Origin of the sequence: Butyricicoccus faecihominis, from assembly GCF_024462775.1 — a bacterium.
Classification (GTDB): Bacteria; Bacillota; Clostridia; order Oscillospirales; family Butyricicoccaceae; genus Agathobaculum; species Agathobaculum faecihominis_A.
Map to the genome: position 1 here is coordinate 1 of NZ_JANGCE010000009.1, position 25,028 is coordinate 25,028.

Consider the following 25,028-nt stretch of genomic DNA (forward strand, 5'->3'; position numbering starts at 1 on the left):
CCGTCGGGCCGGTGGGACCTGTCGCTCCTGCCGCGCCTGCCGTGCCGGTCGCGCCCGTCGGGCCGGTCGGGCCGGTTGCTCCGGTTGCTCCCGCCGTACCTGCGGTGCCGGTAGCGCCTGTCGGGCCGGTCACGCCGGCAGGGATGGTGAATAGTAGCTGTGCGCCCTGCGGCGTAAAGGTCTCATCAACGCTCGCATCGCTGCCGGGATCGCCGGTCACGGTGCCCGCCACTGTGATGACGGGGGTGGTGCCGTTCGCACCTGCGGCGCCGGTTGCGCCGGTCGGACCGGTGGGGCCGGTTGCGCCAGTCGGACCGGTGGGGCCGGTTGCTCCACGCTCACCTTGAGGTCCTTGAATGCCCTGCGGGCCTCGCTCTCCCTGCGGACCCTGCGGCCCTTGGATGCCTTGCACGCCCTGCGGGCCGGTCGCACCGGTCATCCCGGTCGCGCCGGTTGTTCCTGCTGCGCCAGTCGCACCGCGCGGAATATTGAACTCCAGCACGTGGTCCGGACTGCCGGTGACGTCTACAACAGCGGCCGCGTCGCCGGGCTCGCCGGTCGTGGTCGTGCTTACGGTAATGGTATCCGCCGCGCCAGCGTCACCCTTTTGCCCGGTCGCGCCGGTCGGACCGGTCGCACCTCTGGGGCCGGTCGCACCGGTCGGACCAGTCGCACCGGTAGCACCCGTAGCGCCCGTAGCACCGGTGGCGCCGGTCAGGCCGGGCGTGCCGGTAGTGCCGGTAGCGCCCGTGGCACCAGTCGTACCGGTCGCGCCGGTCGATCCGCGCAGCCCCATCGGGCCGGTCGCACCGGTCGCGCCGGTTGGCCCGGTGGGGCCGGTAGCACCGGTCATACTGGCCGAGCCCGGTGTGCCGGTCGCACCCGTAGCGCCGGTCGCACCTGTCGCGCCGGTGGCACCTGTCGCGCCTGTCGGCCCGCGCAGCCCCATCGGACCGGTCGCACCCGTGGCGCCGGTCGCACCCGTAGCGCCAGTGGCGCCGGTCGGTCCGCGCAGTCCCATCGGACCGGTCGGCCCGGTCGCGCCGGGACGGCCCGGCATGCCGGGATCGCCCTTCGGACCTTCCGGCCCTCTGGGGCCGGGCATACCGGCGGGACCCATATATCCCCGCTCGCCGCGCGGGCCTGTCGGCCCGGTGGGCCCGGGCGGGCAAGGCGGCGGACAGGGCGTCGTCGGCTGGCCGCAGCCACATTCGCTTCGCAGCTCATCCATCCAGCCGTTCAGCGAACCGCCGCAGCCGCCGCGATTCATTCTGTCGTTCATTCGATCCATCCTTTCCATACGCCGCACGCTTTTCACACGCGCGGCTAAAGCATTCTATTCAGCCGGCCCCGCCGCTGCCCGCGAAATACTGACGATTGTGCCGCACGGCTGGCGAATCGGGCCGAAAGGCCGCGGCCTTCTCATTCCACGTCCGCGCTTTTTCGCGCTCGCCCAGACGGTCATAGCACACACAAAGCTGGATACAGGGCAAATAACCGTAGCACTCGGTCACGGTAAAGCCGCCGTTTTTTGCATCCTGCTTGACGCGGAGCGCGGCCTCGTACCAAAAAGCCGCCTGCTCATAATCCTGCCGCTCCATAAAAAACGCGCCAAGCGCGCACAGGGTCTCGGCCCGCGGCGCGGCAAAAGCAAAGCTTTGAAAAAGGCTCATCAGCGCGTCCTCCGGCTTGCCGAGCGCTTTCCGGCACTCCGCCAGCTGGCGGCAGGCTTCGATACGGTTTTCCACAAACCCATCCGGTCTGGATAAAAAATTGGCAAAAGCATCCGCCGCTTCCGCATAGCGCTTATGGGCAAGCAACTCCCGGGCATAATAGAACTGGCCGCGCGGATCGAGCGAGCCGTTTTCGCGCAGCAGCTTTTCATAGATCTGCAAATTGCGGTCTGGGTCGCCGGGCCGTTCCTTTCGGTGTTCCACCGCGGCGTCCCCATAAAGGATGAACCCCGACGGGGCGATGACCTCATGCACCGCCCCTTGCCACTGAAAGCCGCGCGCGCGGCGCAGCAGCCGTTCGCGAAAATAGGTGAAGCACGGCGCGCCCCGCTCATCGAACGCGGTATGGTAGGGCAACATGACGACATCCGCCGCCGGATCAAGCGTTTGCTTGAGTTTTAAAAAGCGCTCCCGGTCGGCGGGCGCGATCACATCATCCGCGTCGAGCCACATACAATAATCCTTTGTCGCCTGCGCGAACGCAAAATTGCGCGCGGCCGCAAAATCATCGCACCAAACAAAGTCATATACGTTTCCATAACGCGCGGCGATCTCCTTTGTCCGGTCCGTCGACCCGGTGTCGACGACGATCACCTCATCCGCTATATCCTTCGCGCTGTCCAGACACCGCGCGAGCACCTCTTCCTCATTCTTCACGATCATGCACAGGCTGATCGAAACCATGCGATACACGCCCCTTTCCTCCCCGCATTGTATGCCGCGGCTTGGCTGCTTGACACAGATGAGAAACCGCGCTATACTTTAAGTTAGCACAAGCTAACCCAAACCCTCTCACCCGCGTCACGCATACAATGAGAAATTGCAAGCGCGGTTATCATCCAATTTGAAAAGGAGTGTTTTTTATGTCCAGTCCACTCGCCTACGCGGCCGCCGGTACCGGCTTTACATTTTTCATGACAACGCTTGGCGCGGCTCTTGTTTTTCTGGTGCGCCGCGGCCAAAGCAGAACGTTGCAGCGCCTGTGCCTTGGTTTTGCCGCGGGCGTGATGATCGCGGCTTCCGTATGGAGCCTGCTGGTGCCCGCTATTGAGGAAGCGGAAGCGCAGGGCATGGTCGGCTGGGTCCCCGCCGCAGGCGGTTTCCTGCTCGGCGTGGGGCTGCTGCTGCTGCTCGACCAACTGCTGCCCCACCTTCACCCGGACGGCGATACGCCCGAGGGCCTGCCCTCTCCGCTTCACCGCACCACGCTTTTGGTGCTCGCGGTGACGCTGCACAATATACCGGAGGGCATGGCAGTCGGCCTGTCCTTCGCGCTGGCGGCGCAGCACGGGGGCGATCCCGCCATGTATGCCGCCGCGCTGGCGCTCGCCGTCGGTATCGGCATACAGAACTTTCCGGAGGGCGCGGCCGTCGCCCTGCCGCTTCGGCAGGAAGGCCTTTCCGCGCGCCGTTCGTTCCTTTACGGCAGCCTGTCCGGCGTCGTCGAACCGATCTTTGGCATTTTAGTCGTGCTGCTGGCGAAGGATATCGCCCCTCTGATGCCGTGGCTGCTCGCGGCGGCGGCGGGCGCGATGCTTTACGTCGTGGTGGAGGAGCTGATCCCCGAAGCCCATTTGGGCGAGCATTCCAACCTTGGCACCATGGGCGTCATGGCGGGCTTTCTCGCGATGATGATCCTCGACGTGGCGCTGGGCTGACTTCCGAGATACCGGCGGAAAAAGAAACATTTTTTGTTTGCCTTGTGCGGGACGTTTTGCTGTGCTAAAATAAAGCTGGATACAAATGTGTGTAACAAGGAGATATTACCATGCTCAACATCAACGAGGTGCGGCGTATCGTCGTCAAGGTCGGCACCTCTACGCTTACTTATGATAACGGCAAGCTCAACATCCGGCGCATCGAGCAGCTCGTCCGCTGCATCTGCGATTTGCAAAACCGCGGTTTTGAAATGGTTTTGGTATCCTCCGGCGCGGTAACCGTGGGCGCGGCCAAGCTCGGTCTGCGGGAGCGGCCGCATAAGCTTTCCATGAAACAGGCCGCCGCCGCGGTAGGCCAATGCGAGCTGATGCATATATACGACAAAATGTTCTTGGAATACGGCATCAATGTTGCGCAAATATTACTGACACGGGAAAATATCACGAACGACGGCCAGCGGGAAAACATACACAACACCTTTTCCGCGCTTTTGCAGACCGGCGTCGTCCCGATCATCAACGAAAACGACACCGTCGCCACCGCCGAGCTGGTGCATATCGAAAACTTCGGCGATAACGATACGCTTTCCGCCGTTGTCGCGCGCATGTGCGAAGCCGATCTGCTCATCATTTTCACCGATATCGACGGTCTTTACGATTCCGATCCCCGCAAAAACCCGCAGGCAAAGCTGCTGCCCCTAATCTCCAACATCGACGCGAAGGTGCGCCGCATGGCGGGCGGGCCGGGCTCGTCCGGCGGCACGGGCGGCATGGCGACCAAGCTGACCGCCGCCGAGCTGTGCATGGACGCGGGCATCCCCATGCTGGTGGCTAACGGCGAAAACGCCGATATTTTATACGACATCGTGGATGGTAAACCGGTGGGCACGCTGTTTGCCAGAGAGCGTGCCTGATAGGCGCGAAGGGAGCTGTAAAACATGAAGCAGGCGCAAAACTGGATTGAAGAATTCATTCCGCTGAACGGCACGGAGACCTATCTGCTCACCTTGCCCGCCGCGCCCGGCAAGCCCGTGGTCCTGTTTCTCCATGGCGGGCCGGGCGTAAGCGAAAGTTGCTTTGCATATGCTTACCATGACATGTTGGGCGACGCCTGCACCCTTGCCTTTTACGACCAGCGCGGCGCGGGACGCACGCTGCGCCGTAATCCCGACGCGCCGCTTTCGATCGGCCTGATGCTTCATGATTTGGACGGCGTGATCAAGCTACTGAAAAAGCGTTTTCCCGGCTCCCCCATCGTTTTGCTGGGCCACTCTTGGGGCACGGTGCTTGGCGCGCTGTACGCGCTGCGCCATCCGGAGCGGATCGCGCGCTATATCGGCGTTGGACAGGTCGTTTCCATGACGGCGGCCGAGCAGGCTTCGACCGCGGCGCTGCGCAAGGCGCTGGCCGAACGCGGCACGCCGCGCGATCAGGCTCGATTCGCTTCCATGCAGCCCTATCCGCCCGACCACTGGGATAAAAAAGGCTTGCGCCACTACGCCGCCATGACCAAACTGCGCAACAAATACGGCCTGCGCGAGCCGAACCCGGTACCGCTGATCCCCGCCGTGCGGCGCAGCCCCACGCTTCAAAAACGCGACCTGATCGATATTATCCGCGGCAACTTGACGAGCACGCCGCTGCTGTGCGCTTGCATGAACGTTTTCGATCTTACCCGGTTCAGCGCGCACTGGCGCGTTCCCGCGCTGTTCATACAGGGCGCGCGCGATCATATCACCCACCTTGCGCCGGTCGAACGCTACTTCGACCGCATAGACGCGCCGGAAAAGCAGCTTGTCGTGATGGCGGACTGTGGCCACAGCCCGATGATTGATCGACCTGATCTGTTCGCGCGCCATATACGCGAGCAGCTGGCAAAAGCAGAAAAAGAGGTGCACCAATGAGACAACTGATGGACATTGCCCGCGACGCGAACGAAGCAAAGCGCGCCGTTGCCAAGCTGGGCACGAACGACAAAAACCGGGGCCTATCGGCCATTGCGGACGCGCTTTTGGCGCACACGGACGAGATCATCGCCGCCAACCGCGCCGATATCGAGGCGGGCCGCGCGAGCGGCCTTGGCGAGGGGCTGATCGACCGGCTGATGCTTGATGAAAAGCGCATCGCGGGCATAGCGGAGGGTTGCCGTAAGGTGGCCGATCTGCCCGATCCAATCGGGGAAATGCTTTGGATGCGCAAAACGCCCTCGGGCCTGAACATCGGCGAAAAGCGCGTGCCCATGGGCGTGATCGGCATCATATACGAAGCGCGCCCCAACGTCACCGTGGACGCGGCGGCATTATGCTTCAAGGCGGGTTCGGCCTGCATCCTGCGCGGCGGCAAGGAGGCGTTCCACTCTTCCCTGTGCTTGACCGGGCTGATGCGCGCGGCGCTCGCCGCCGAGGGCCTGCCGGAGAACGCCATCAACCTTGTGGAGGATACGACGCGTGACAGCGCGAACCAAATGATGCGCCTGAACGGCTATCTCGACGTGCTCATCCCGCGCGGCGGGGCCGGGCTGATCCAAACGGTCGTGCAAAACGCGACCGTGCCGGTCATCGAAACGGGCACCGGCAACTGCCACGTGTATGTCGATTCCACGGCCGACCTCGCCATGGCGCAGAGCATTCTGGTCAACGCCAAGTGCCAACGCCCCTCCGTGTGCAACGCGGCGGAGAGTCTGCTCGTCCACCGCGACGTTGCGGCGGCCTTTTTGCCCATGGCGGCCGAGGGCCTCGCGCCGAGCGGCGTCAAGCTGCACGGCTGTCCGCGCACGCAGGAGATCTTAGGCGAAGCCGTCCTGCCCGCCACGGATGAGGATTGGGGCAAGGAGTACCTCGATTTTGAGATCTCGGTCAAGGTGGTCGATTCGCTGGACGAAGCGATCGATCACATTAACCGCTATAACACCGGCCACTCCGAGAGTATCGTTACCCGCGATTACGCGTCTTCCCAGCGTTTTCTGGAAGAGATCGACGCCGCCGCCGTCTATGTCAACGCTTCCACCCGCTTTACCGACGGGTTTGAGTTCGGCTTTGGCGCCGAGATCGGCATTTCCACCCAAAAGCTCCACGCGCGCGGGCCCATGGGCCTGACCGCGCTCACCTCCACCAAATATATCGTATATGGAAACGGACAGGTGCGTTAATGGAACGTGAATACAAATGGCGTGCGGACGAAGCCTTGCTCGGCGGCGCGTTGCTGTGGGCTTCCGGCAGGCTGGGCAGCGCCAGCCGAACCATCCACATGAGGTCGCAGTATTTTGACTCCGCAGACGGACTTTTACAGCAAAACGAGGCGGCGCTTCGTCTGCGGCTGGAAAACAGCCGCGGCGTGTGCTGCATGAAGCTGCGCAACGTATCAACGCCGGAAGGCATGCGGACGCACGAGGAATACGAGTGCGAGGCCGCCACGATTGAGGAAGGCCTTGCCCGCCTGCCGGAAGCCGGCGCGCCAAAGGATCTGTGCGCCAAGGCCGCTTCGGCCGAGCTTGCCGTGCAATGCACGGTGGATTTCATGCGCGTCGCCGTGCTCATCCAGCAAAACGACACGGTGTGCGAGCTCGCCCTCGATCAGGGCGAATTGCAGCATGAAGGCAGAACGGCGCCGCTGTGCGAGATCGAGCTTGAGCATATCGTGGGCAGCGAAGAACCCTTCCACGCCCTTGCCGCCGAGCTTGCCGAGCATCTCTCCCTCGTCCCGGAGCCCGAAAGCAAGCTCGCCCGGGCAATGAAGCTATAACAAAATACAGCAAAACCGGCGGTGTTTTCGCACCGCCGGTTTTCTATACAAAATGTCTTACGTCATTTTACAAAGGTGGAGATACCCGTATGCAGCTTCCTAAAAGAAAGCATCCACGCCTGAAAGCCTACGATTACAGCAAAACCGGCGTGTATTTCCTGACGATCTGCACCAAAAACAAGGTCCATTCGCTGGGCGAGATTGTAGGGCGGGGTGACCTCACCCCGCCGCTCACCGTGCTCACGGCAACCGGCAAAAAAGTATGCAAAATAATTCAGACCATGTCCGAAGCATATCATAATGTTCGTTTACTGCATTTTGTCGTCATGCCAAACCATATACATATTCTGCTGGAACTTTCTCCGGATGTCGGCGGGGTGGGGTCACCCCGCCCTACCCAAACGTCGGTGCCGAATATTATAAAAGGATTTAAGGCCATGACGCGGCGTGCTTGCGGCAGCAGCCTATGGCAAACCGGCTATTACGACCATATCATCCGCAATGACGCGGACCTGCAAACTCATTGGACATATATCGACGAGAACCCCGCAAAATGGGCGGACGACGCGTATTTCTAAAGGAAAAGGGCGGCAAACGCCGCCCCAACTCCTAATTCCTATTTTCTAACTCCTAGCTCTCAAGCGTGTCTGATATCCGTATACTTTGATATCTCCCGGCTCACCGTGCACAGGTCGTTTACCGACAGATCGTGCACATCCTCATGCCCGGTGATACGGGCAAAGGTCTTGAGCTCCTCAGTCGAAACGGTCAGGAAATTGGCCACGCGCTGCGCCGCCGCGTCCTCATGCAGGCGCTGACGCAGCTCCGGGTCCTGCGTCGCCACGCCGACCGGACACTTGCCCGTGCCGCAGATGCGGTACTGCATACAGGCAGCCGCGATCAGCGCGGCGGAGGCAATGGCGACCGCGTCCGCGCCCATGGCGATAGCCTTGGCAAAGTCCGCGGACACGCGCAGGCCGCCCGTAATGACCAGATCGATGCCCTTGCCGTGCTTATCCAGATATTTGCGCGCCCGGTGCAGAGCGTAAACGGTCGGCACGCTGGTCGCGTCGCGGATCAGCTTGGGGCTCGCGCCGGTCGCGCCGCCGCGCCCATCAACCGTAATAAAATCCGGTTCCGCGAATACACAATAGGAGAGGTCATCTTCGATGCGGCCCGCCGCGATCTTGATGCCGATCGGCCTGCCCTCCGACCGTTCGCGCAGCTCGTCCACCAGCCGCTTCAAATCCTCCTTGGAATCGATACCCGGAAATTTCGACGGGCTGATCACGTCCTGCCCCACCGGCTTGCCGCGCACGGCGGCGATCTCCGGCGTGACCTTGCCGCCGGGCAGATGGCCGCCCATGCCGGGCTTGGTGCCCTGACCGATTTTGATCTCGATCGCGTCCGCGTTTTTCAAATTTTCATCGGTCACACTGTAAAGATTGGGCACATATTCAAATATGTATTGATAGGCGGCTTCGCGCTCGGCGGGCAGGATGCCGCCCTCGCCCGAGCACATGGCTGTCTTCACCATCGCGCTGCCGCGGGAAAGCGCGGTTTTGGTTTCCGCCGAAAGCGCGCCGAACGACATATGCGAAATGTAGATGGGGCTTTCCAGCACCATCGGCTTTTTCGCCCGCTTGCCGATCACAGTCTGCACATTCACTTCGGCGTGCTCCTCAAGCGGCGGCGGGTTGAGCTGCGCGCCGAGCAGCAGGATATCGTCAAAGCCCGGCATCGCCATCTGGGTGCCCATGGCCGCGATGATCGGCTTGCCGGATACCGCCATTTCGTGTATCTCATCCATGTAGCGGACCGAAGCGTCCTGTCTGGCGTGCGCCGCCGGATAGGCCAAAGTTTCGGGCGCAGGCACAGGCGCGGGAACGGGCGCGGGCTCTCCCTCCACCAGTTCAAAATTTCCGATCGCCTGCTCGCAGCGCGGGCACTCGCTCAAAGTGGCGAAGGGCTTGCCCATTTTTTCCTCATCGTACACATAGCCACAGATCTTGCAACGGTATACTGCCATATCCAGCCTTCCTTTCTTTCCTAATTAGGATATAATACTATTATATAACCAATTATCGGTTTGTCAATTAAAATATATTCCGTGGCAACAGCCAAGCCGGAATTGGACGAATTGCACAAACCCCTTTTACGGGTTCTTTATATTGCACCACGTTATTGCAAAAAAGTGCGGTTCCATGTATAATAAAGGAGTATTTTAGGGAGGGTAATTGAAAATATGTTTATCAGCAACAACTTGGTGATCATCATCGCCTTCGCGTGCTATCTGATCTTTATGATCTGCATCGGTATGTTTTTCTACGGCAAAAACCGTACCACGACCGAATATTTCCTCGGGGGAAGAAAACTCGGTTCGTGGGTCACGTCCATGTCGGCGCAAGCCAGCGATATGTCGGGCTGGCTGCTCATGGGCCTGCCGGGCGCGGCCTATCTTTCCGGCATTTCCGCGGGCTGGATCGCGATCGGTCTCGCCGTCGGCACCTATTTGAACTGGCTGCTGGTCGCCAAACCGCTGCGCCAGTATACCAAGGTCGCGAACGACGCGATCACGTTGCCGCAATTCTTTAAAAACCGTTTTCAGGATCAAAGCGGTATGATCTCTGTGATCGCCGCCATGTTCATTCTGGTGTTTTTCCTGTTTTATGTGGCTTCCGGCTTCGTTTCGTGCGCCAAGCTGTTCTCTTCCGTGTTCGGCATTCCCTATCTGGTATCGCTGGCCGTGGGCGCGGTGGTCGTCATTTCGTACACCTTCGCGGGCGGCTTTTTCGCTGTTTGCTGGACCGACTTTTTTCAGGGCCTGCTGATGTTCTTCTGCGTGCTCGCGGTGCCCACCATCGTCATCACCGAGCTCGGCGGCGTCGGCTCCTTCTTCACGCAGGTTCAGACGTTTAACCCCAACTTCCTGAGCATGTTTGTCGACGGCGCGACCAATACGCCGCTCACGTTTATGGGTATTCTCTCGCTGGTCGCGTGGGGCCTCGGCTACTTCGGCCAGCCGCACATCCTTGTGCGTTTCATGGGCATTGAAAAGCCCTCGGCCATCAAGAAATCCCGCCATATCGCAACCGTATGGGTGCTGATCTCGCTGACGGCGGCCGTGCTCATCGGCGTTGCGGGCCGCATGTATCTGGGCGACAGCCTGCTCAATGTAAGCGGTCTGGAAGAGACGATTTACATTACCATGGTCGGCCGTATTTTCCCGGTGTTCATCGGCGGCATCTTCCTTTCCGCTATTTTGGCCGCGATCATGTCTACGGCGGACAGCCAGCTGCTGGTTACCGCTTCGGCCATCACAGAGGACCTCTACCACAACAAGATCCGGCCCAAAGCCTCCGCCGGCGAACTGATGTGGGTCTCCCGCATCTGCGTTATGTCGGTCGCTGTCATCGCGGCGCTCATCGCCACCGATCAGAACAGCACCGTGCTCGGTCTGGTCTCCTATGCTTGGGCCGGCTTCGGCTCGGCCTTCGGCCCGTTGGTGCTGTGCTCGCTGTTCTGGCGGCGCACGAACAAGCAGGGCGCTTTTGCCGGCATCATCGTCGGCGGCGTGGTCGATCTGGTCTGGGCGCAGCTGCACGGCGGCATTTTCGATCTGTACGAGATCGTGCCCGGCTTTGTCTGCGGCCTGATTGCCATCGTCATCGTCAGCCTGCTGACCCCGGCCCCCTCGGCTGAGATTACGGATAAGTTCGATACCTACCGTACCTGCGAGGAGTAATCGCTTGAAGACCCGCGCACATCGCAAGCTCCGTCTTGTACTGCTGCTTCTCGCGGCCCTGTTGGTCATAGCGGACGGCGCGTTGAGCCTTGCCGGTTATTCTTTCGGCGGCTCCGTGCTCACGGAGGACACCGCCGTACACTTTATCGACGTTGGTCAGGGCGACGCGACGCTGCTCCTTTCGGGCGGCGACGCCGTGCTGATCGACGCGGGCGAGGCCTCCGCGGGCGATACGGTGGTCGAATACCTCCGCGCGCTCGGCGTGAAAAAGCTTTACGCGGCCGTCGCGACCCATCCGCACGCCGACCATATCGGCGGCATGGCGCAGGTGGTGGACGCCTTCCCCATCGATAATTTCTACATGGGCCCGGAAACCGCGAACACCGCCGCGTACGACAGGCTGCTCACCGCCCTTGAAAAGCGCGGCATCCGCCCCATCGTTCCCGAGGACGGCGAAACGCTTCGCTTCCGTTCGGACGCGGCGCTCGAATTTCTTGGCCCCGCGCCGTCGCGCGAAAAAGTGAAAAACCTAAACGACCGGTCGCTCATCACCCGCTTTGTGGCGGGAGAGCACAGCGTGCTTCTGATGGGCGACGCCGAGGCCGCCGCCGAAAAGGCGCTTCTCAGCAAGCATCCCCGCCTCTCGTGCGAGGTGCTGAAGGTGGGCCACCATGGCAGCGCGACCTCGTCCACCCCCGCGTTTCTCCGTGCCGTTCATCCCTCCGTCGCCGTGATCAGCTGCGGGCAGGATAACGATTTCGGACACCCCGACCCGGATACGCTGCAAAATCTTCAAAAGGTCGGCGTTTCCACCATCCACATCACCGCCGAAGAAGGCGCGGTGATCCTTCCGTTCGACCAACCATCTGTCACCAAGGAGAATGCTGCATGAAACAATCCGGTATTGTGGATCGCTTTGAAGGCGATTTCGTCATCGTCGAGATCGATGACGAGCTGATCCGTTTTCCCCGCGCCGAAGCACCCGCCATGGTAGCGGAGGGTATGGTCGTCACCGTTGAAAATGGCCGCATCACCGCTATTGACGAACTGGAGACCCAGCGCATTGAAGACGATATGCGCCGCCGGTTCGAGCGCTTGCTCGGCAAGAATATGGACGACTAACCACCCCCTCAAGCTATAAAGGAAAGGCGAAAATTTCAATGGAAAAGAAACCCTTTGTCACCCTCCCCGAAGTGGAGGAGATGGTAAAGACTTACCCCACCCCGTTTTACCTGTACGATGAAAAGGCCATTCGCGAAAACGCCCGCAAGGTACGTCAGGCCTTTGCTTGGAACCCCGGCTACCGCGAATATTTTGCCGTAAAGGCAACGCCCACCCCGCGCCTGATTCAGATCCTGCACGAGGAAGGCTTTGGCTGCGACTGCTCCTCTTACACGGAGCTTCAGATGAGCCGCGCTTGCGGCGTCACGGGACACGATATCATGTTCTCCTCCAACGTCACGCCGGATGAGGATTTCAAGCTTGCCTCCGATCTGGACGCGATCATCAACTTTGACGATATCACCCATCTGGATTATTACGACCGAGTGGGCACGTGGAAAGAGACCATGTCCTGCCGTTATAATCCGGGCGGCGATTTTGTCCTCGAAAACGAGATCATGGACACCCCGCAGGAAGCCAAGTACGGTATGACCCGCGACCAGCTTTCCGAAGCGTTCAAAATCATGAAGAGCAAGGGCGTCAAAAACTTCGGTATTCACGCGTTTCTTGCTTCCAACACCGTGGCGAACGAGTACTACCCGGCGCTGGCCCGCATCCTGTTCAAGACCGCGGCCGAGCTGCAAAAGGAAACCGGCGTGCACATCGCGTTCATCAACCTGTCGGGCGGCGTGGGCATCCCCTATAAGCCGTGGCAGGAGCCGAACGATATCCTCGCGATCGGCGAGGGCGTGCACCGCGCGTATGACGAGATCCTTGTTCCCGCCGGCATGGGCGACGTCGCCATCTACACCGAGATGGGGCGCTTCATTCTCGGCCCCTATGGCGCGTTGATTACGAAGTGCATCCATCACAAGCACACGCACAAGGAATATGCCGGGCTGGACGCCTGCGCGGCCAACCTGATGCGCCCCGCCATGTACGGCGCTTACCATCACATCACCGTGCTGGGCAAGGAAAACGCCCTGCACGACCGCACCTACGATGTGACCGGCGGCCTGTGCGAAAACAACGACAAGTTCGCGATCGACCGCAACCTGCCCCGCATCGACATCGGGGATTATCTGTTCATTCACGACGCGGGCGCGCACGGCTTCTCGATGGGCTACAACTACAACGGCAAGCTTCGCTCCGCCGAGGTTCTGCTCCGCGAGGACGGCACGACCGAGCTCATGCGCCGCGCAGAGACCCCGAAGGACTACTTCGCAACATTTGATTTTACGCATCTGTTCGACGATATCGATTGATATGAAAAAGGCCGCCCAATTTTGGGCGGCCTTTGCCAACTTGTCAAAGAACCCCTCGCGCCGCAGCGCGCACAAAAGTATGCCTGAAAGGCGCGCGCAGAAGCCAGAATATTTGATCGAAATGGGGCTTTGTTTCGATCGACAGACTGTCAAAAATCGTTTTAGAAAGCTTGAAAAAAGGCCGCCCAAGATCGGCGATTTCATTCAGTTAAAGAAAACGATAGAAAAAAACAAGGGATTCACCGAGCTAGTAGGGCGCGACGCCCTCGGCGCGCCGTCTCGAATGGACGTAACGCTTCCTGAGAAACCATGTCCCTTCGCTCGGCCGTACCGGCCTGTTTGATGCTCTCACTTATCCCGGTGCTTCGCTCTCGGCGCGCCGAGGGCTGTATAGCCCAGTCACATAGTAAACAGTTTGTCCAAGCACATGGTATACAGTTTAGGAGTAAAATAACGGTATAAGTGGGAAAAGGAGAATTGCTTATGCCGTGGAAAGAGAAAACAGTAAAGTCAGAACGAGAAACGTTTGTAAAGGAGGCGCATCAACGAGAGATAAGTTTTAGCGCTCTATGTAGAAAACACGAAATCACACGAAAAACAGGTTATAAGTGGTTACGAAGGTTTCAGGCTGGAGAGGAACTGACCGACCGCAGTCGGGCACCGACGCATCAAAGAACCCAGACATCGGCAGCAACGCAAGAACTGATATTGTCCGCGCGGGATGAACATCCGGCGTGGGGTCCCAGAAAGCTGGAGCGATATTTGCAAAATAAAGGCTACACAGAACTGCCATGCAAAAGCACAATCGGCAATATTCTTAAGCGAAACGAGCGAATCGAACCGGAAATCAGCCAGAAACACAAGCCCATTAATCGCTTTGCCAGAGAATGTCCTAACGATTTGTGGCAAATGGACTACAAAGGCGACTTTACGATGCTCAATGGGCAGCGGTGCTATCCACTGACGATTTTGGATGACCACTCCCGGTTTTCTCTGTGCCTAAAGGCTGAGGACTCATTGTCCTACGAAAGGTTTTATCCTGCCCTTGTCCAAGTTTTCGAGATGTACGGTCTACCGCATGAACTGTTGTGCGACAATGGGAAGCTCTGGGGCGACAGCAAGGGGGGTATCACCATGTTCGATGTGTGGATGATGCGTCTGAACATCCGGCCGATCCATGGCCGCCCCATGCACCCGCAGACCCAAGGCAAGGAGGAACGTTTTCACCGTACGTTGAAGGAAGAATTGCTTAGGCACCGCACAATGCTTAACTTATGTGATGCACAACAGGCATTTGATGACTGGCAGTATGAGTACAACTACGAACGTCCCCACTCCGCGCTTGGCCTTGATGTCCCTGCCAAGCACTATAAAGTCAGCAGCAGGCCGTTCCTTCAGCAGCCCCCGGAACCTGATTATCCTGATGGAGCTAGGCTTAGAAGGGTCAACTACAAGGGCTACGTTAGCATTTGTAGGCATCGCTACTATCTCTCTGAGGCTTTCGCTGGAACCTACCTCCAACTTACGGATTCGGGGGAGAATTCTGTTGACCTCCACTATGGCTCCTTCCGTGTGGCTTCCATCAATCTCAGCGAGAGATTGATTACTTCTAAGCACATTTATTGGGCCACATAAACTGTATACCATGTGCTTGGACATGTTGTATACCATGTGGGCTATACAGAGGGCGTCGCGCCCTACATTTTCAGTAAATGCAATACCGTTTTGCTTTGCCTGACCTTATCTGAATGACATTGACAAGATTGGGCGGCCTTTTCGTATATGATTTTGCGAGCGATTCGCGGCTTAAAAAATACCTTTATCCGCGATGAGCAGCAGAACGGCCGCTGCTAGAAACAGGGCGATCAGCGCGCGCAGGGCGGTAAGCGTCCGGGCGCGCTTCTTATCGTTTTGCAGCCACTTTTCGCCGTATTCCGGCTCGGGCGGCACTTCCTCGGTGCCGTCCGGCTCATGGTCGATCAGCGGCACATGACAGGAGTTGCAGGTTGTAAACCCTTCCCGGAACTCCGCGCCGCATTTGGGACACCAAGGCATGCAAGGTCTCCCCCTTTCCTAAGCTCAGCGTGTGATAAAGTACAGCAAAACGAGCGCTAAGGCGATCACACCCGCGATCACCGGCATCATTTTGAAAGAAGCGTTATCCTCCATCGGCTGCTCGGGCATTTCCGTTGCCTGCTCCTCAGCCAGACGGGCCAGCTCGTCGTCGTCGATCGAGGCGTCCTTCAAGTCGCTCATGAAACGCTCGATCACCGCGCGGGCGGCAGCCGTTTGACTCGCCTCCACAATAATCTGAACGCCGTAACGCGCCGAACCGCCGCCATAGACGCGGTTTAATTGTGAAAACACCGCCATGCGCGTGGCCGCGGTGATATTCTCTTCCCGAAGGGCTTCGCAGAGCATGTCGGCGTCCTCCTTGGAAGACGCGGTATAAATAGCGATGGGATTTTCAAACCCTTCCGGCATCAACTCTTCTTGGGGTTCCGGTTCCTTCTCCTCCGGACGCGGCTCGATATTGGTCAGCGCGACGTGACATTCCGCGCACTCCGTAAAGCCTTCGCGGTATTCCGCCCCGCATTTGGGACACCATGGCATATCGTTTCACTCTCCTTTTTGCTTCATTGTACCACATAGCCCCTGTTCTTTCCAGATAAAAATCGGGATCGGCGGGTCGTTTCGACGGTTGAGCCAGTCGCACCGCAAAACGGTAAAGGACTTTGCGTCCAGCGTTTGCAGGTGCGTCAGCACCGCGTCCCGTTCGGCGTAGCCGTTCGCGCCGCCGTAATACAGCGCCAGCGCCATTACGCCGCCCGGCTTGAGAAGCCGCAGTCCCGCGTCGATCGCGGGCAGCGAGGTGATCTCCGTCGTAAAGACGGCTGGATCGCCGCCCGGCAGGCGGCCGAAATTGAAAACCACGCAGTCCGCCGTTTCAGGCGGCAGGTAGGCTTCCATATGGCTGTGGCTATCCTGTATTACCTCGGCGCAAAGTCCCTCTTTTTCCAGCAGCGCGCGCGTTTGCCATATCGCTTCCGGTTGGATATCGAACGCTAAAACGCGCCCCGCTTCACCCGCGAGCCTGCAAAGCAGCGCCGTGTCTCGCCCTCGTCCCGCCGTCGCGTCAACGCACACCGCGCCGGGCCGCACCTGCCGCCTCAAAAATTCATGTACCGCGCCCAAGGTATTGAGCTGCATAGCGATCTTCCCTTCCCTTGTCCGAATTAAATAGAAAATGGACGCGAAAGCGTCCATTTTCGAGTATGCGTTTACGCAAACAATCTCATAATATTTGCAACAATTATACCGCCGCCGGTACCGATGACATAACCCATCAGCGCCATTAGCACGCCGACCGGAACCAGCGCGCCCGAGTAGGACGCCGCCAGAATCGGCGCGGAGGCCGTGCCGCCGATATTGGCAAGACTGGCCACACCGCAGGTGAACATATCGAGCTTGAAGATCTTGGCGAGCACGACAAGGATGATGCCGTGAATCGCGAGAATCATAAAGCCGGACAGAATCCACATCGGCGCGTCTGTCATCTCGAGCAGGCTCGCGCGCGAGGCAAGAAGCGCGATGACGATATACAGGAACACGTTGGAAAGCTCGGCCGAACCGGCAATCTTGCCCATCGGCGTAACCGCCGCTATCAGCGCGACAACCGTGACGAACAGCACCGTCCACGTCGCCTTATCCAACCACGGAGCAACGCCGTTGATAGCCGCACCGATGTTCTGACCCACCGCCGACACCAAAAGCGCGCTGCCCACCAGAAACAGCAAACCGGCAAAGGTGATGTGGCTTTCATTCGCCAACTGCTCGTCTTCCAAACGCTTGCATACCTCGTCGAGCGTGGAGGTGGAAGCCTTTGTCCACTTGTTGAACTGCGGCGCGAACGAGATCGCCCACAACAGGAACATGACCCAAACGGAATAGTCGATCGAGTCGATGACGAGCGCGTAGCCCATGTCAGCCGGGCCGATATGCAGCGCCTCCTGCACGGCAACCATGTTGCCCGAACCGCCCATCCAGCTGCCGCAAAGCGCGCCGAGCGCCTTCCATGCGTCCGCACCGAGCTGGGAGTGCATTATGGCGTAGGTAGCGATAAAGCCGATGGCGATGGAGATACTTGCCGCGAAAAAGCCGCCCAGCATACGCGGGCCGAGCTTTAGGATTTTGCGGATATCGCAGCGCAGCAACATCAACACAAGCATGGCGTACAGAATGTTGTTTTTCATCGCACCATACGCGGGTGCAGTCGCCTCCATATCCCATGCGCCGACCGTGCAAAGCACCATGGTCAGCAGGTACAGCAGCACGACAGGCGGCACAAACTTGAAGAATTTCCATTTGGTCAGCTTTTCCGCGCCGACCAAAACGGCGGCCAGAAATACCAGAACCGCAATGTAAGTAAAGCCGTTGGTGATCATACAGTTTCCCTCTCTTTTTTCAGTTTTCTCCCCCGCCCCACCAAATTCCCCACGGAGCGCGGCAGTTGTCTGCTCCCATTATACATGATTTTTCCTCCCATTGCAATATGCTTAATTATTTTGCTTTTGGGCATAAGTTTTTTGTGCATTTATTTGCAATACACTGTATTTTCGGGTACAATAAGCATATGGAACATAAGGAAAGGAAGGACAAGGATGGATTTTAAAGCTTATCTCCGGCAGCATCAGGACGACTTGCTTGCCGATCTAGCGTCGCTTATCCGCATCCCCAGCGTCGAAGGCCCGGCGGAGAACGGCGCGCCCTACGGGGCCGAGGTCCGGCGAAGTCTTGACCAGATGCTGGCGCTTTGCGAAAAGCTGGGCTTTCCGGCCACCGATATGGACGGGCGCGTGGGCTGGTGCGAGTATGGCGAGGGCGAGGAAATGGTGGCCATTCTGGGCCATTTGGACGTCGTTCCCGCGGGCGACGGCTGGACGCGCGAGCCTTTTGGCGGCCAGATCGAAAACGGCCGCATATATGGGCGCGGCACCATGGACGATAAAGGCCCCACCGTGGCGGCACTGTACGCGCTGGCCGCGTTAAAGGATGCGGGCGCGCCGCTTTCCCGCCGCATCCGTCTGCTGTTCGGCACCAATGAGGAGACCGGCTGTCAGGATATGAAGTACTATTTGGAAAAGGGCGGCGAAATCCCCGTCATGGGCTTTACGCCGGATGGCGAATATCCGATCATCAACGGTGAAAAGGGCATTATGAACTGCTCTTACAGCCGCAAGCTGCGCCAAAACGGCGCGTATCACCTGCGCCGGATCGAGGGCGGCACGGCGTCCAACGTGTCCCCCGCCTTCGCCTTTGCCGAACTTTCCTGCCCGCCCGAAGCGGCGGATCGGATACATGTCGATAAAGTGACCGCAACGCCAATCCAAGGCGGCATCCGTGTGGAAGCGCAGGGTGTTTCGGCGCATGGTTCCACGCCAGAGCAAGGCGAAAACGCCATTGGCCGTCTGGCGCAGGCGCTTTTACAACTGCCGCTGACCGAAGGCGATGTAAAGGAAACGCTGACCTTTTTGGCGGAGCGCATTGGCATGGAAACGCGCGGCGAGCATTTGGGTCTTGCCATGCGCGATGAGCTTTCGGGCGATCTGACCGTCAACCTAGGTGTGATCCGCGGCGGCGAGGACGAGGTATCCGTCACGCTTTCCGTGCGCTACCCCGTTACGAGGACCTTTGACGAAGCCGCGCCCCCGCTGCGCGCCGCCTTTGCCGAAGCGGGCTTTACCGAAACCGAAATGCGCCACAAGGCCGCCATTTATATGCCGCCCGAAAGCGAATTGATTGCAAAGCTATCCCGCGTTTACGAAGCCGAGACCGGCGACAAAGCGGTTTTAAAATCCATCGGCGGCGGCACCTATGCCAAGTCGATCCCGAATCTGGTGGCCTTTGGGCCGATCTTCCCGGGCGACGAGGTGCGCGAACACAAGCCGGATGAGTATATGGAGGTTGAACGCCTGCTGCAAAACGCCGAGATCATCGCCTCGGCCATGTTCGAGCTGGCGAAGTGAGAAGGGAGCGTAACATTATATGAAAATCACCAAAGTAAGACTGGGCAAGATCTCCGTGCCGCTGCGCGTGCCGTTCAAAACGGCGGTGCGCTCGGTTTCCTCGGTGGAGGACGTTATCGTTGAGATTCACACCGACACGGGCGCGATCGGCTATGGCGAAGCGCCGCCGACCGGCGCGGTCACGGGCGATACCGCGGGCGCGATCATCGGCGCGATCCGCGACCACATCGTCCCCACTATACTCGGCCGCGAGGTGGATGATTTTGAAAACCTGATGCTCGCGCTGAACGCCTGTATCCTCAAGAATACAAGCGCCAAGGCCGCGGTCGATATGGCGCTGTGGGATCTTTACGGCCAGCTTTACGGCATTCCCGTTTACAAGCTGATGGGCGGCAGCCGCAGTAAGATCGTTACCGACATCACCATCAGTGTGAACGATCCGGAGGAAATGGCCCGCGACGCGCGCAACGCGATCGACCGTGGATACGACTGCCTGAAATGCAAGGTCGGCAAGGACGCGCCGCTCGACCTGAAGCGGCTGGAGGCCATCCGCAAGGAGGTCGGTTCGGATGTGCGTATCCGCATCGACGCGAATCAGGGCTGGAAGCCCAAGGAAGCCGTGCGCATCCTTGGCCAGATGGAGGACAAGGGGCTGGACATCGAATTTGTCGAGCAGCCGGTGCATCAGCACGACCTTGTCGGTCTGAAATACGTGACGGACAACGTATCGATTCCCGTGTTGGCGGATGAAAGCGTGCAGGGCCCCTCCGACGCGCTGACCATCATGCAGATGCGCGCGGCCGATCTGGTCAATATTAAACTGATGAAGTGCGGCGGCCTGTACAACGCGCTCAAGATTGCGTCCGCCGCCGAGGTTTACGGCGTCGAGTGTATGATCGGCTGTATGCTGGAAGCAAAAATTTCGGTCAACGCGGCGATTCATCTGGCCTGCGCTAAGCAGATCATCACCAAGGTCGATCTGGACGGCCCCGTGCTCTGTCTGGAGGATCCTATCCTCGGCGGCGCGGTGTTCCATGAAAAGGACATCACCGTTTCCGACGAGCCGGGTCTTGGGATTAAGGGGATCGAAAAGATTACATACCTCGATTAATGTATCGTGCCGGGAGGTGCTTGATATGGACCATCCCTATTTACGTATTCCCTTGCTCTGCACGGTCTGTGGCATTGTGCTGACGATCACAGACTTCGTTTCTGCGTTTCAACTTACGCGGGCGCTGCTGCCGGACGCGAACGGCGTGTATAGCTCCGAGGTGATTAATCTTCCCCATACGTTGATTTTAGTCGGTATGGGTCTGGTTTTGTTCCTTCTGGTGGGTTTGCTGTTTGCTCGGCGCATGACCCGCCGTGAACTCGCCCTGTCCGCCTCGCTCGTCGTAGTGTATCACGTCGTTTTTCTGGTTCTTGAAAAGGTCGTGCAGTTGATGGGGGCTTATCCTATAACCCTGTTTTTGCTGCTTGGCCTGCCCATACAGTTTTCCTCTGCCTTTTTGCAGGGCGTGTTTCAGATTTTTCCCGCGTTTCCCCTTTGGGGCGGTATCATCGTGTCCCTCTTTGTGCCGTACTTATTTGTGCTGTTCGGTAAAAAGGCGGAAAGGCATCATGAATCACATATGCCGTAGGACGGGGTGACCCGCCAATGTCATTTAGTTAAGAGTGAGTAAGTACTAATTGGGTAGCAAATGCCCTTTGGGCTTCCCCCGACGAGGCATATGCGTAAACTTAAGCAATGCGCGGGGGCCAAAGACCGTTTTCTAGCCTTCCCCCCACGAGGGGAAGGTGGCGCGCGCCGTAGGCGCGTGACGAATGGGGGGCGTAACGAATAGCGCACTTTAAGGCAGCCACGCACATCATGCTGCCCATTCATGCGCCCCCCATCAGTCACGGCTTCGCCGTGCCAGCTTCCCCTCGTCGGGGGAAGCCCAAAGAGCGCTCTATGCATACGCTGCTTCAGTTTACGCATATGCCCCGACGAGGGGAGGCCAAAGGGCGGCGCTATGTTGTATAGGAGTCAGTTATTCTTAACCGAAGGACATTGGTGACCTCACCGCCGCTCCAATGAAACACCAAATGAAGTTCTCAGTTCATACACTGAGAACTTCATTTTTGTATACTGACCGTATCACCTTTTTAAACAAATTCTCTCCTACCCATATAGAATGAACTGTGTTATAATAATAGCTATTGGACAACACGTTTGAGAGGAAGATCATTTAACATGGTTTACAGCAATATTCTAGAGGCCGTTGGCCACACGCCGATGGTGCGACTGAGCCATATGGCGCCCGAGGGCGGCGCTGAGGTGCTGGTCAAGTACGAAGGCCTTAACGTAGGCGGTTCGATCAAAACGCGCACCGCGCTGAACATGATTGAGGACGCGGAAAAGCGCGGTCTGATCGGCCCGGACACCATCATTGTCGAGCCGACAAGCGGCAATCAAGGCATCGGCCTTGCGCTGTGCGGCGCGGTAAAGGGCTACCGCACGGTCATCATTATGCCGGATTCGGTATCCGAGGAACGCCGGAAGCTCGTCCGCCATTACGGGGCCGAGGTCATCCTCGTGCACGACGCGGGCAATATTGGGGACTGCATCGATCAGTGCCTGCAAAAGGCCATGGATATGGCCACGAGCGATCCCAAGGTATTTGTTCCCCAGCAGTTCGACAACCCGGCAAATCCCGCCGTGCACCGCGCGCACACCGCGCTTGAGATTTTAGAGCAGGTTGGCGGCCCGATCGACGGCTTCTGCGCCGGTTTTGGTACGGGCGGTACGATCAGCGGCATCGGCGAGGTGCTGCGGGAGCATAACCCGGGACTGGAAATTTGGGCGGTCGAACCGGAAAACGCGGCCATTTTGTCCGGCGGGTCGATCGGCACGCACCTGCAAATGGGCATTGGCGACGGCGTGATCCCCAAAAACCTGAATACGGAAATTTACGATAACCTGTACATTGTGTCCGACGACGAAGCCATTCAGACCGCGCGCGACCTCGCCCGTCTGGAAGGGCTGATGTGCGGCATTTCCAGCGGTACCAACGTAGCCGCCGCGATCCAACTGGCGCGCAAGCTCGGCCCCGGCAAAACGGTCGTTACCGTGCTGCCCGACACCGCCGAGCGGTACTTCTCCACCCCACTGTTCGACGAATGATACATCGCTGGGCGCATTGCAGAATTTTCTGCAATGCGCTTCAGACTGTCAAAAAACAAGTTTTGACAGTCTGTCGATCGAAACAAAGCCCCATTTCGATCGAGAATTCCGGCTTCTGCGCGCGCCTTTTAGGCACACTTGAAGTCGGTTTGTATAGCCCGTAGGCCTCTATCCACTGACCGCCGCCGTGCGGCGATTAAATGAGAGCAAACCGAGATACACGGCCCAGGCCGGCCTCTCTTGGCCTACGGCCAATTCACCTTCTGCTCCCGGTTTTTATGAATTTTGTTTCTTGAAACAAAATCCTATTTTATACGCGCTGCGGCGCGAAGGGTTCTTTGATAAGCTGTGGCGCATTGCGGAATTTTCTGCAATGCGCTTTTTTGTTCCTTGACAAAGCGTATGCTCCGCCTTATAATTGAACATAAGTTCAATATTGGAGGACGCTATGCCGCAGGTGTTAAAGGATGAAATCCGCGAGAATATTTTAAAGGCCGCGCTGGCGGAATTTTTTGAAAAGGGCTATCAGGCGGCTGTTATGCGCAGCATTGCCCAAAGGGCCAAAATACCGACCGGCCTGATCTACTCTTACTATAAAAACAAGCAGGCGCTTTTCGACGCCGTACTCCTCCCCGTTCTGTACGATTGGGAGCGCGTCCTCTGCGCGGGTGACCGGCAGGAACCCCAGCGGATGCACGGCGGCAACGCTATTTACGGACTGAGCACAGCCGAGATCGACTGCTTGCTCGACCTATTTGACCACCGCGAGGAATTTATTATTTTGATCGATCAAAGCGGCGGCACCAAGTACGACCATGAAAAGGATCGCTTTATCGCCGAAATAGAGAAACATTTGGCGCAGCACTGTAACGACGAGACCGCGGATGAGGTTTTTGTCCATATCATTGCAAGCAACTTTGTTGATGGCCTGATGCAGATCATGTATCATGATAAGGGAAAGGAATGGGCTGTTATGACCCTTCATAAATTATCCAAAATGTATTTATCCGGAATCGGCCTTTAGGCCGGTTCCTTTTTTTATTGAACAATATTGAACTAACGTTCATTTTTCGTCAATGATCCCGGCTTTGCCGATCATATAAAACCATTTTAGGAGGACATGACCATGTCTGAAAAATCCACGCACCTCTATCTTTTGCGGGAAGCGAACGTTGCTTCCGCCCTGCTCAAGCTGGGCATACCGACGATGGTCGGCATGCTGATCTCCGCCTTGTACAACGTGATCGACGCATATTTCGTGGGCGGGTTAGGGCTCAGCCAAATGGGCGCCGTATCCGTTGTGTTCCCGATCGTGCAAATCATCATTGGCCTTGGCATGATGTTCGGCGCGGGCGCTTCCTCTTACATTTCCCGCTTGCTCGGCAAAGGCGATCACGAGCAGGCGGACCGGACCGCTTCGACCGCGCTTTTCTCCGGTATCTTATTAGGCGGCGCGATCATCGCGGTCATCCTTCTTTTTCTCGATCCCGTACTGACCTCTCTCGGCGCTACGGAAACGATTCTGCCCTATGCGCGCGCCTACGCGAAAATCTATGTCGCGGGCTCTATCATCAACGTGTTCACCGTATCCATGAACAACCTGCTTACCGCGCAGGGTGCTACCCGCTTTACCATGGCCGCTATGCTGACGGGCAGCCTTGCAAACGTGATTTTGGACCCCATCCTGATTTATGGCATGAAGCTGGGCATCGAGGGCGCGGCGATTGCCACCGTGCTCTCTCTGTGCCTGAATATGGCGCTTTATCTAGGCTATATCGCAAAAAAGAAGGGGGTGCTGCGTTTCTCGCCGCGCAAGATCACAATTTCGGGAAAAATTTACGGCGAAATTTTAAAAATAGGCGTTCCCGTGCTCCTGTTTCAATTTCTGGCAAGCGCGTCCATGGGGCTGATCAATACGGCTGCCAAGCCCTATGGCGATTATGCCGTCGCGGCCATGGGGGCCGTCACCCGTATCATGACCGTGTCCACCTATGTCGTGTTCGGTTTTCTAAAGGGTTTTCAGCCGTTTGCAGGCTATAATTACGGCGCAAAGCAATCGGCTCGGCTGAAACAATCCATCAAGCTGTGCCTGATCTGGTCGACCGCCTTTTGCGTGATCGCGGCGGCGGCGCTGATCGTATTTGCCGGGCCGGTGGTTTCCCTTTTCGGAAGCGACGCGCAGATGATCGCGCTGGCCAGCAAGGCGCTGCGGCTGAACGCCGTGCTGCTCATCACCTTTGGATTTCAAATGGTGTACGCTTCCCTCTATCTGGCGATTGGAAATAGCCTGATCGGCAGCGCGCTCAGCTTGAGCCGGCAGGGTATTTTCTTCTTTCCTCTCATATTCATCCTGCCCCGGCTGTTAGACCTGACCGGCGTGATCTGCGTACAGCCGGCGGCCGACCTTTTTTCGACCCTGCTAACCGTGTTTTTTGTTCTGAAAGCAAACGCATGGCAAAGCGAAAGCACGTCCGCAAGTTAAGACAAAAGGGCTGTGAAAACCTTTACGGTTTTCACAGCCCTTTCAGCCATA

Annotated in this window: 24 protein-coding genes and 1 pseudogene; 18 read left to right on the top strand and 7 right to left on the bottom strand. The window is 58.2% G+C overall.

Features of this window, described 5'->3' with window-relative positions; all coding sequences use genetic code 11:
- Positions 1-1,282, bottom strand: a pseudogene (locus tag NE562_RS06565) (collagen-like protein); the annotation flags it as partial.
- A 58-nt stretch (positions 1,283-1,340) separates the two neighbouring features.
- Positions 1,341-2,417: a glycosyltransferase gene (locus NE562_RS06570; RefSeq protein WP_280961704.1), complete on the bottom strand. Its 1,077-nt coding sequence runs from the start codon at positions 2,415-2,417 to the stop codon at positions 1,341-1,343.
- A 179-nt stretch (positions 2,418-2,596) separates the two neighbouring features.
- On the opposite strand from NE562_RS06570, the gene NE562_RS06575 reads away from it, so the two are divergent.
- The 6 genes from NE562_RS06575 (at position 2,597) to NE562_RS06600 (ending at position 7,710) form a co-directional block, all read left to right on the top strand.
- A complete protein-coding gene (locus tag NE562_RS06575) occupies positions 2,597-3,391 on the top strand; it encodes a ZIP family metal transporter (protein WP_280961615.1) in 795 nt (264 codons plus the stop codon).
- A gap of 110 nt (positions 3,392-3,501) precedes the next feature.
- On the top strand, positions 3,502-4,305 hold the full coding sequence (proB, locus tag NE562_RS06580) for a glutamate 5-kinase (RefSeq protein ID WP_280961616.1): 804 nt from the start codon (positions 3,502-3,504) through the stop codon (positions 4,303-4,305).
- 24 nt (positions 4,306-4,329) lie between these two features.
- On the top strand, positions 4,330-5,295 hold the full coding sequence (locus NE562_RS06585; protein ID WP_280961617.1) for an alpha/beta fold hydrolase: 966 nt from the start codon (positions 4,330-4,332) through the stop codon (positions 5,293-5,295).
- Positions 5,292-6,539 carry a glutamate-5-semialdehyde dehydrogenase gene (locus NE562_RS06590; RefSeq protein ID WP_280961618.1) on the top strand — a complete coding sequence of 416 codons (1,248 nt, stop codon included), beginning with the start codon at positions 5,292-5,294 and terminating at the stop codon, positions 6,537-6,539. Before NE562_RS06585 ends, NE562_RS06590 begins: the two co-directional genes overlap by 4 nt.
- Positions 6,539-7,132 carry a CYTH domain-containing protein gene (locus tag NE562_RS06595; protein WP_280961619.1) on the top strand — a complete coding sequence of 198 codons (594 nt, stop codon included), beginning with the start codon at positions 6,539-6,541 and terminating at the stop codon, positions 7,130-7,132. Before NE562_RS06590 ends, NE562_RS06595 begins: the two co-directional genes overlap by 1 nt.
- Positions 7,133-7,221: 89 nt before the next feature.
- Positions 7,222-7,710 carry a transposase gene (locus NE562_RS06600; protein WP_280961620.1) on the top strand — a complete coding sequence of 163 codons (489 nt, stop codon included), beginning with the start codon at positions 7,222-7,224 and terminating at the stop codon, positions 7,708-7,710.
- A 59-nt stretch (positions 7,711-7,769) separates the two neighbouring features.
- Here the strand turns inward: NE562_RS06600 and NE562_RS06605 are convergent, their stop codons facing one another.
- Positions 7,770-9,161, bottom strand: a complete 1,392-nt coding sequence (locus tag NE562_RS06605) for a glutamate synthase-related protein (RefSeq protein ID WP_280961621.1) — start codon at positions 9,159-9,161, stop codon at positions 7,770-7,772.
- Positions 9,162-9,377: 216 nt separating this feature from the next.
- Between NE562_RS06605 and putP the strand changes: the two genes are divergently transcribed.
- The 6 genes from putP to NE562_RS06635 all read left to right on the top strand — a co-directional run bounded on the left by putP (position 9,378) and on the right by NE562_RS06635 (position 14,938).
- Entirely contained in the window at positions 9,378-10,877 is a 1,500-nt protein-coding gene (gene putP, locus NE562_RS06610; RefSeq protein WP_280961622.1) for a sodium/proline symporter PutP, read from the top strand.
- Between the two features lie 4 nt (positions 10,878-10,881).
- Positions 10,882-11,769 carry a ComEC/Rec2 family competence protein gene (locus NE562_RS06615; protein ID WP_280961623.1) on the top strand — a complete coding sequence of 296 codons (888 nt, stop codon included), beginning with the start codon at positions 10,882-10,884 and terminating at the stop codon, positions 11,767-11,769.
- Positions 11,766-11,999, top strand: a complete 234-nt coding sequence (locus tag NE562_RS06620) for a DUF3006 domain-containing protein (protein WP_280961624.1) — start codon at positions 11,766-11,768, stop codon at positions 11,997-11,999. Before NE562_RS06615 ends, NE562_RS06620 begins: the two co-directional genes overlap by 4 nt.
- A gap of 38 nt (positions 12,000-12,037) precedes the next feature.
- Positions 12,038-13,303 carry a diaminopimelate decarboxylase gene (locus NE562_RS06625; protein WP_280961625.1) on the top strand — a complete coding sequence of 422 codons (1,266 nt, stop codon included), beginning with the start codon at positions 12,038-12,040 and terminating at the stop codon, positions 13,301-13,303.
- Positions 13,269-13,646 carry a hypothetical protein gene (locus tag NE562_RS06630; RefSeq protein WP_280961626.1) on the top strand — a complete coding sequence of 126 codons (378 nt, stop codon included), beginning with the start codon at positions 13,269-13,271 and terminating at the stop codon, positions 13,644-13,646. Before NE562_RS06625 ends, NE562_RS06630 begins: the two co-directional genes overlap by 35 nt.
- 140 nt (positions 13,647-13,786) lie before the next feature.
- Positions 13,787-14,938 carry an IS481 family transposase gene (locus NE562_RS06635; RefSeq protein ID WP_280961627.1) on the top strand — a complete coding sequence of 384 codons (1,152 nt, stop codon included), beginning with the start codon at positions 13,787-13,789 and terminating at the stop codon, positions 14,936-14,938.
- 171 nt (positions 14,939-15,109) lie between these two features.
- Here NE562_RS06635 and NE562_RS06640 read toward each other — a convergent pair whose 3' ends face one another.
- From NE562_RS06640 to NE562_RS06655, 4 genes are all read right to left on the bottom strand, one after another.
- On the bottom strand, positions 15,110-15,358 hold the full coding sequence (locus NE562_RS06640; RefSeq protein ID WP_280961628.1) for a hypothetical protein: 249 nt from the start codon (positions 15,356-15,358) through the stop codon (positions 15,110-15,112).
- Between the two features lie 24 nt (positions 15,359-15,382).
- Positions 15,383-15,916, bottom strand: a complete 534-nt coding sequence (locus tag NE562_RS06645) for a hypothetical protein (protein WP_280961629.1) — start codon at positions 15,914-15,916, stop codon at positions 15,383-15,385.
- A gap of 6 nt (positions 15,917-15,922) precedes the next feature.
- Positions 15,923-16,513, bottom strand: coding sequence for a tRNA (mnm(5)s(2)U34)-methyltransferase (locus tag NE562_RS06650; protein ID WP_280961630.1), 591 nt, complete (start codon positions 16,511-16,513; stop codon positions 15,923-15,925).
- A 71-nt stretch (positions 16,514-16,584) separates the two neighbouring features.
- Positions 16,585-17,748, bottom strand: a complete 1,164-nt coding sequence (locus NE562_RS06655) for a DUF819 domain-containing protein (RefSeq protein ID WP_280961631.1) — start codon at positions 17,746-17,748, stop codon at positions 16,585-16,587.
- Positions 17,749-17,964: 216 nt separating this feature from the next.
- Here NE562_RS06655 and pepV point away from each other — a divergent pair, with 216 nt between their 5' ends.
- The 6 genes from pepV to NE562_RS06685 all read left to right on the top strand — a co-directional run bounded on the left by pepV (position 17,965) and on the right by NE562_RS06685 (position 24,977).
- The gene (gene pepV, locus NE562_RS06660) at positions 17,965-19,329 is read left to right on the top strand and encodes a dipeptidase PepV (RefSeq protein WP_280961632.1); all 1,365 of its coding nucleotides are present in this window, start codon (positions 17,965-17,967) and stop codon (positions 19,327-19,329) included.
- 19 nt (positions 19,330-19,348) lie between these two features.
- A complete protein-coding gene (locus NE562_RS06665; RefSeq protein WP_280961633.1) occupies positions 19,349-20,440 on the top strand; it encodes a dipeptide epimerase in 1,092 nt (363 codons plus the stop codon).
- Positions 20,441-20,465: 25 nt separating this feature from the next.
- A complete protein-coding gene (locus NE562_RS06670; RefSeq protein ID WP_280961634.1) occupies positions 20,466-20,969 on the top strand; it encodes a hypothetical protein in 504 nt (167 codons plus the stop codon).
- Positions 20,970-21,565: 596 nt separating this feature from the next.
- Positions 21,566-22,495, top strand: coding sequence for a cysteine synthase A (gene cysK, locus NE562_RS06675; protein WP_280961635.1), 930 nt, complete (start codon positions 21,566-21,568; stop codon positions 22,493-22,495).
- 448 nt (positions 22,496-22,943) lie between these two features.
- The gene (locus tag NE562_RS06680) at positions 22,944-23,519 is read left to right on the top strand and encodes a TetR/AcrR family transcriptional regulator (protein ID WP_280961636.1); all 576 of its coding nucleotides are present in this window, start codon (positions 22,944-22,946) and stop codon (positions 23,517-23,519) included.
- A gap of 102 nt (positions 23,520-23,621) precedes the next feature.
- On the top strand, positions 23,622-24,977 hold the full coding sequence (locus tag NE562_RS06685; protein WP_280961637.1) for an MATE family efflux transporter: 1,356 nt from the start codon (positions 23,622-23,624) through the stop codon (positions 24,975-24,977).
- Positions 24,978-25,028: the final 51 nt, after the last annotated feature.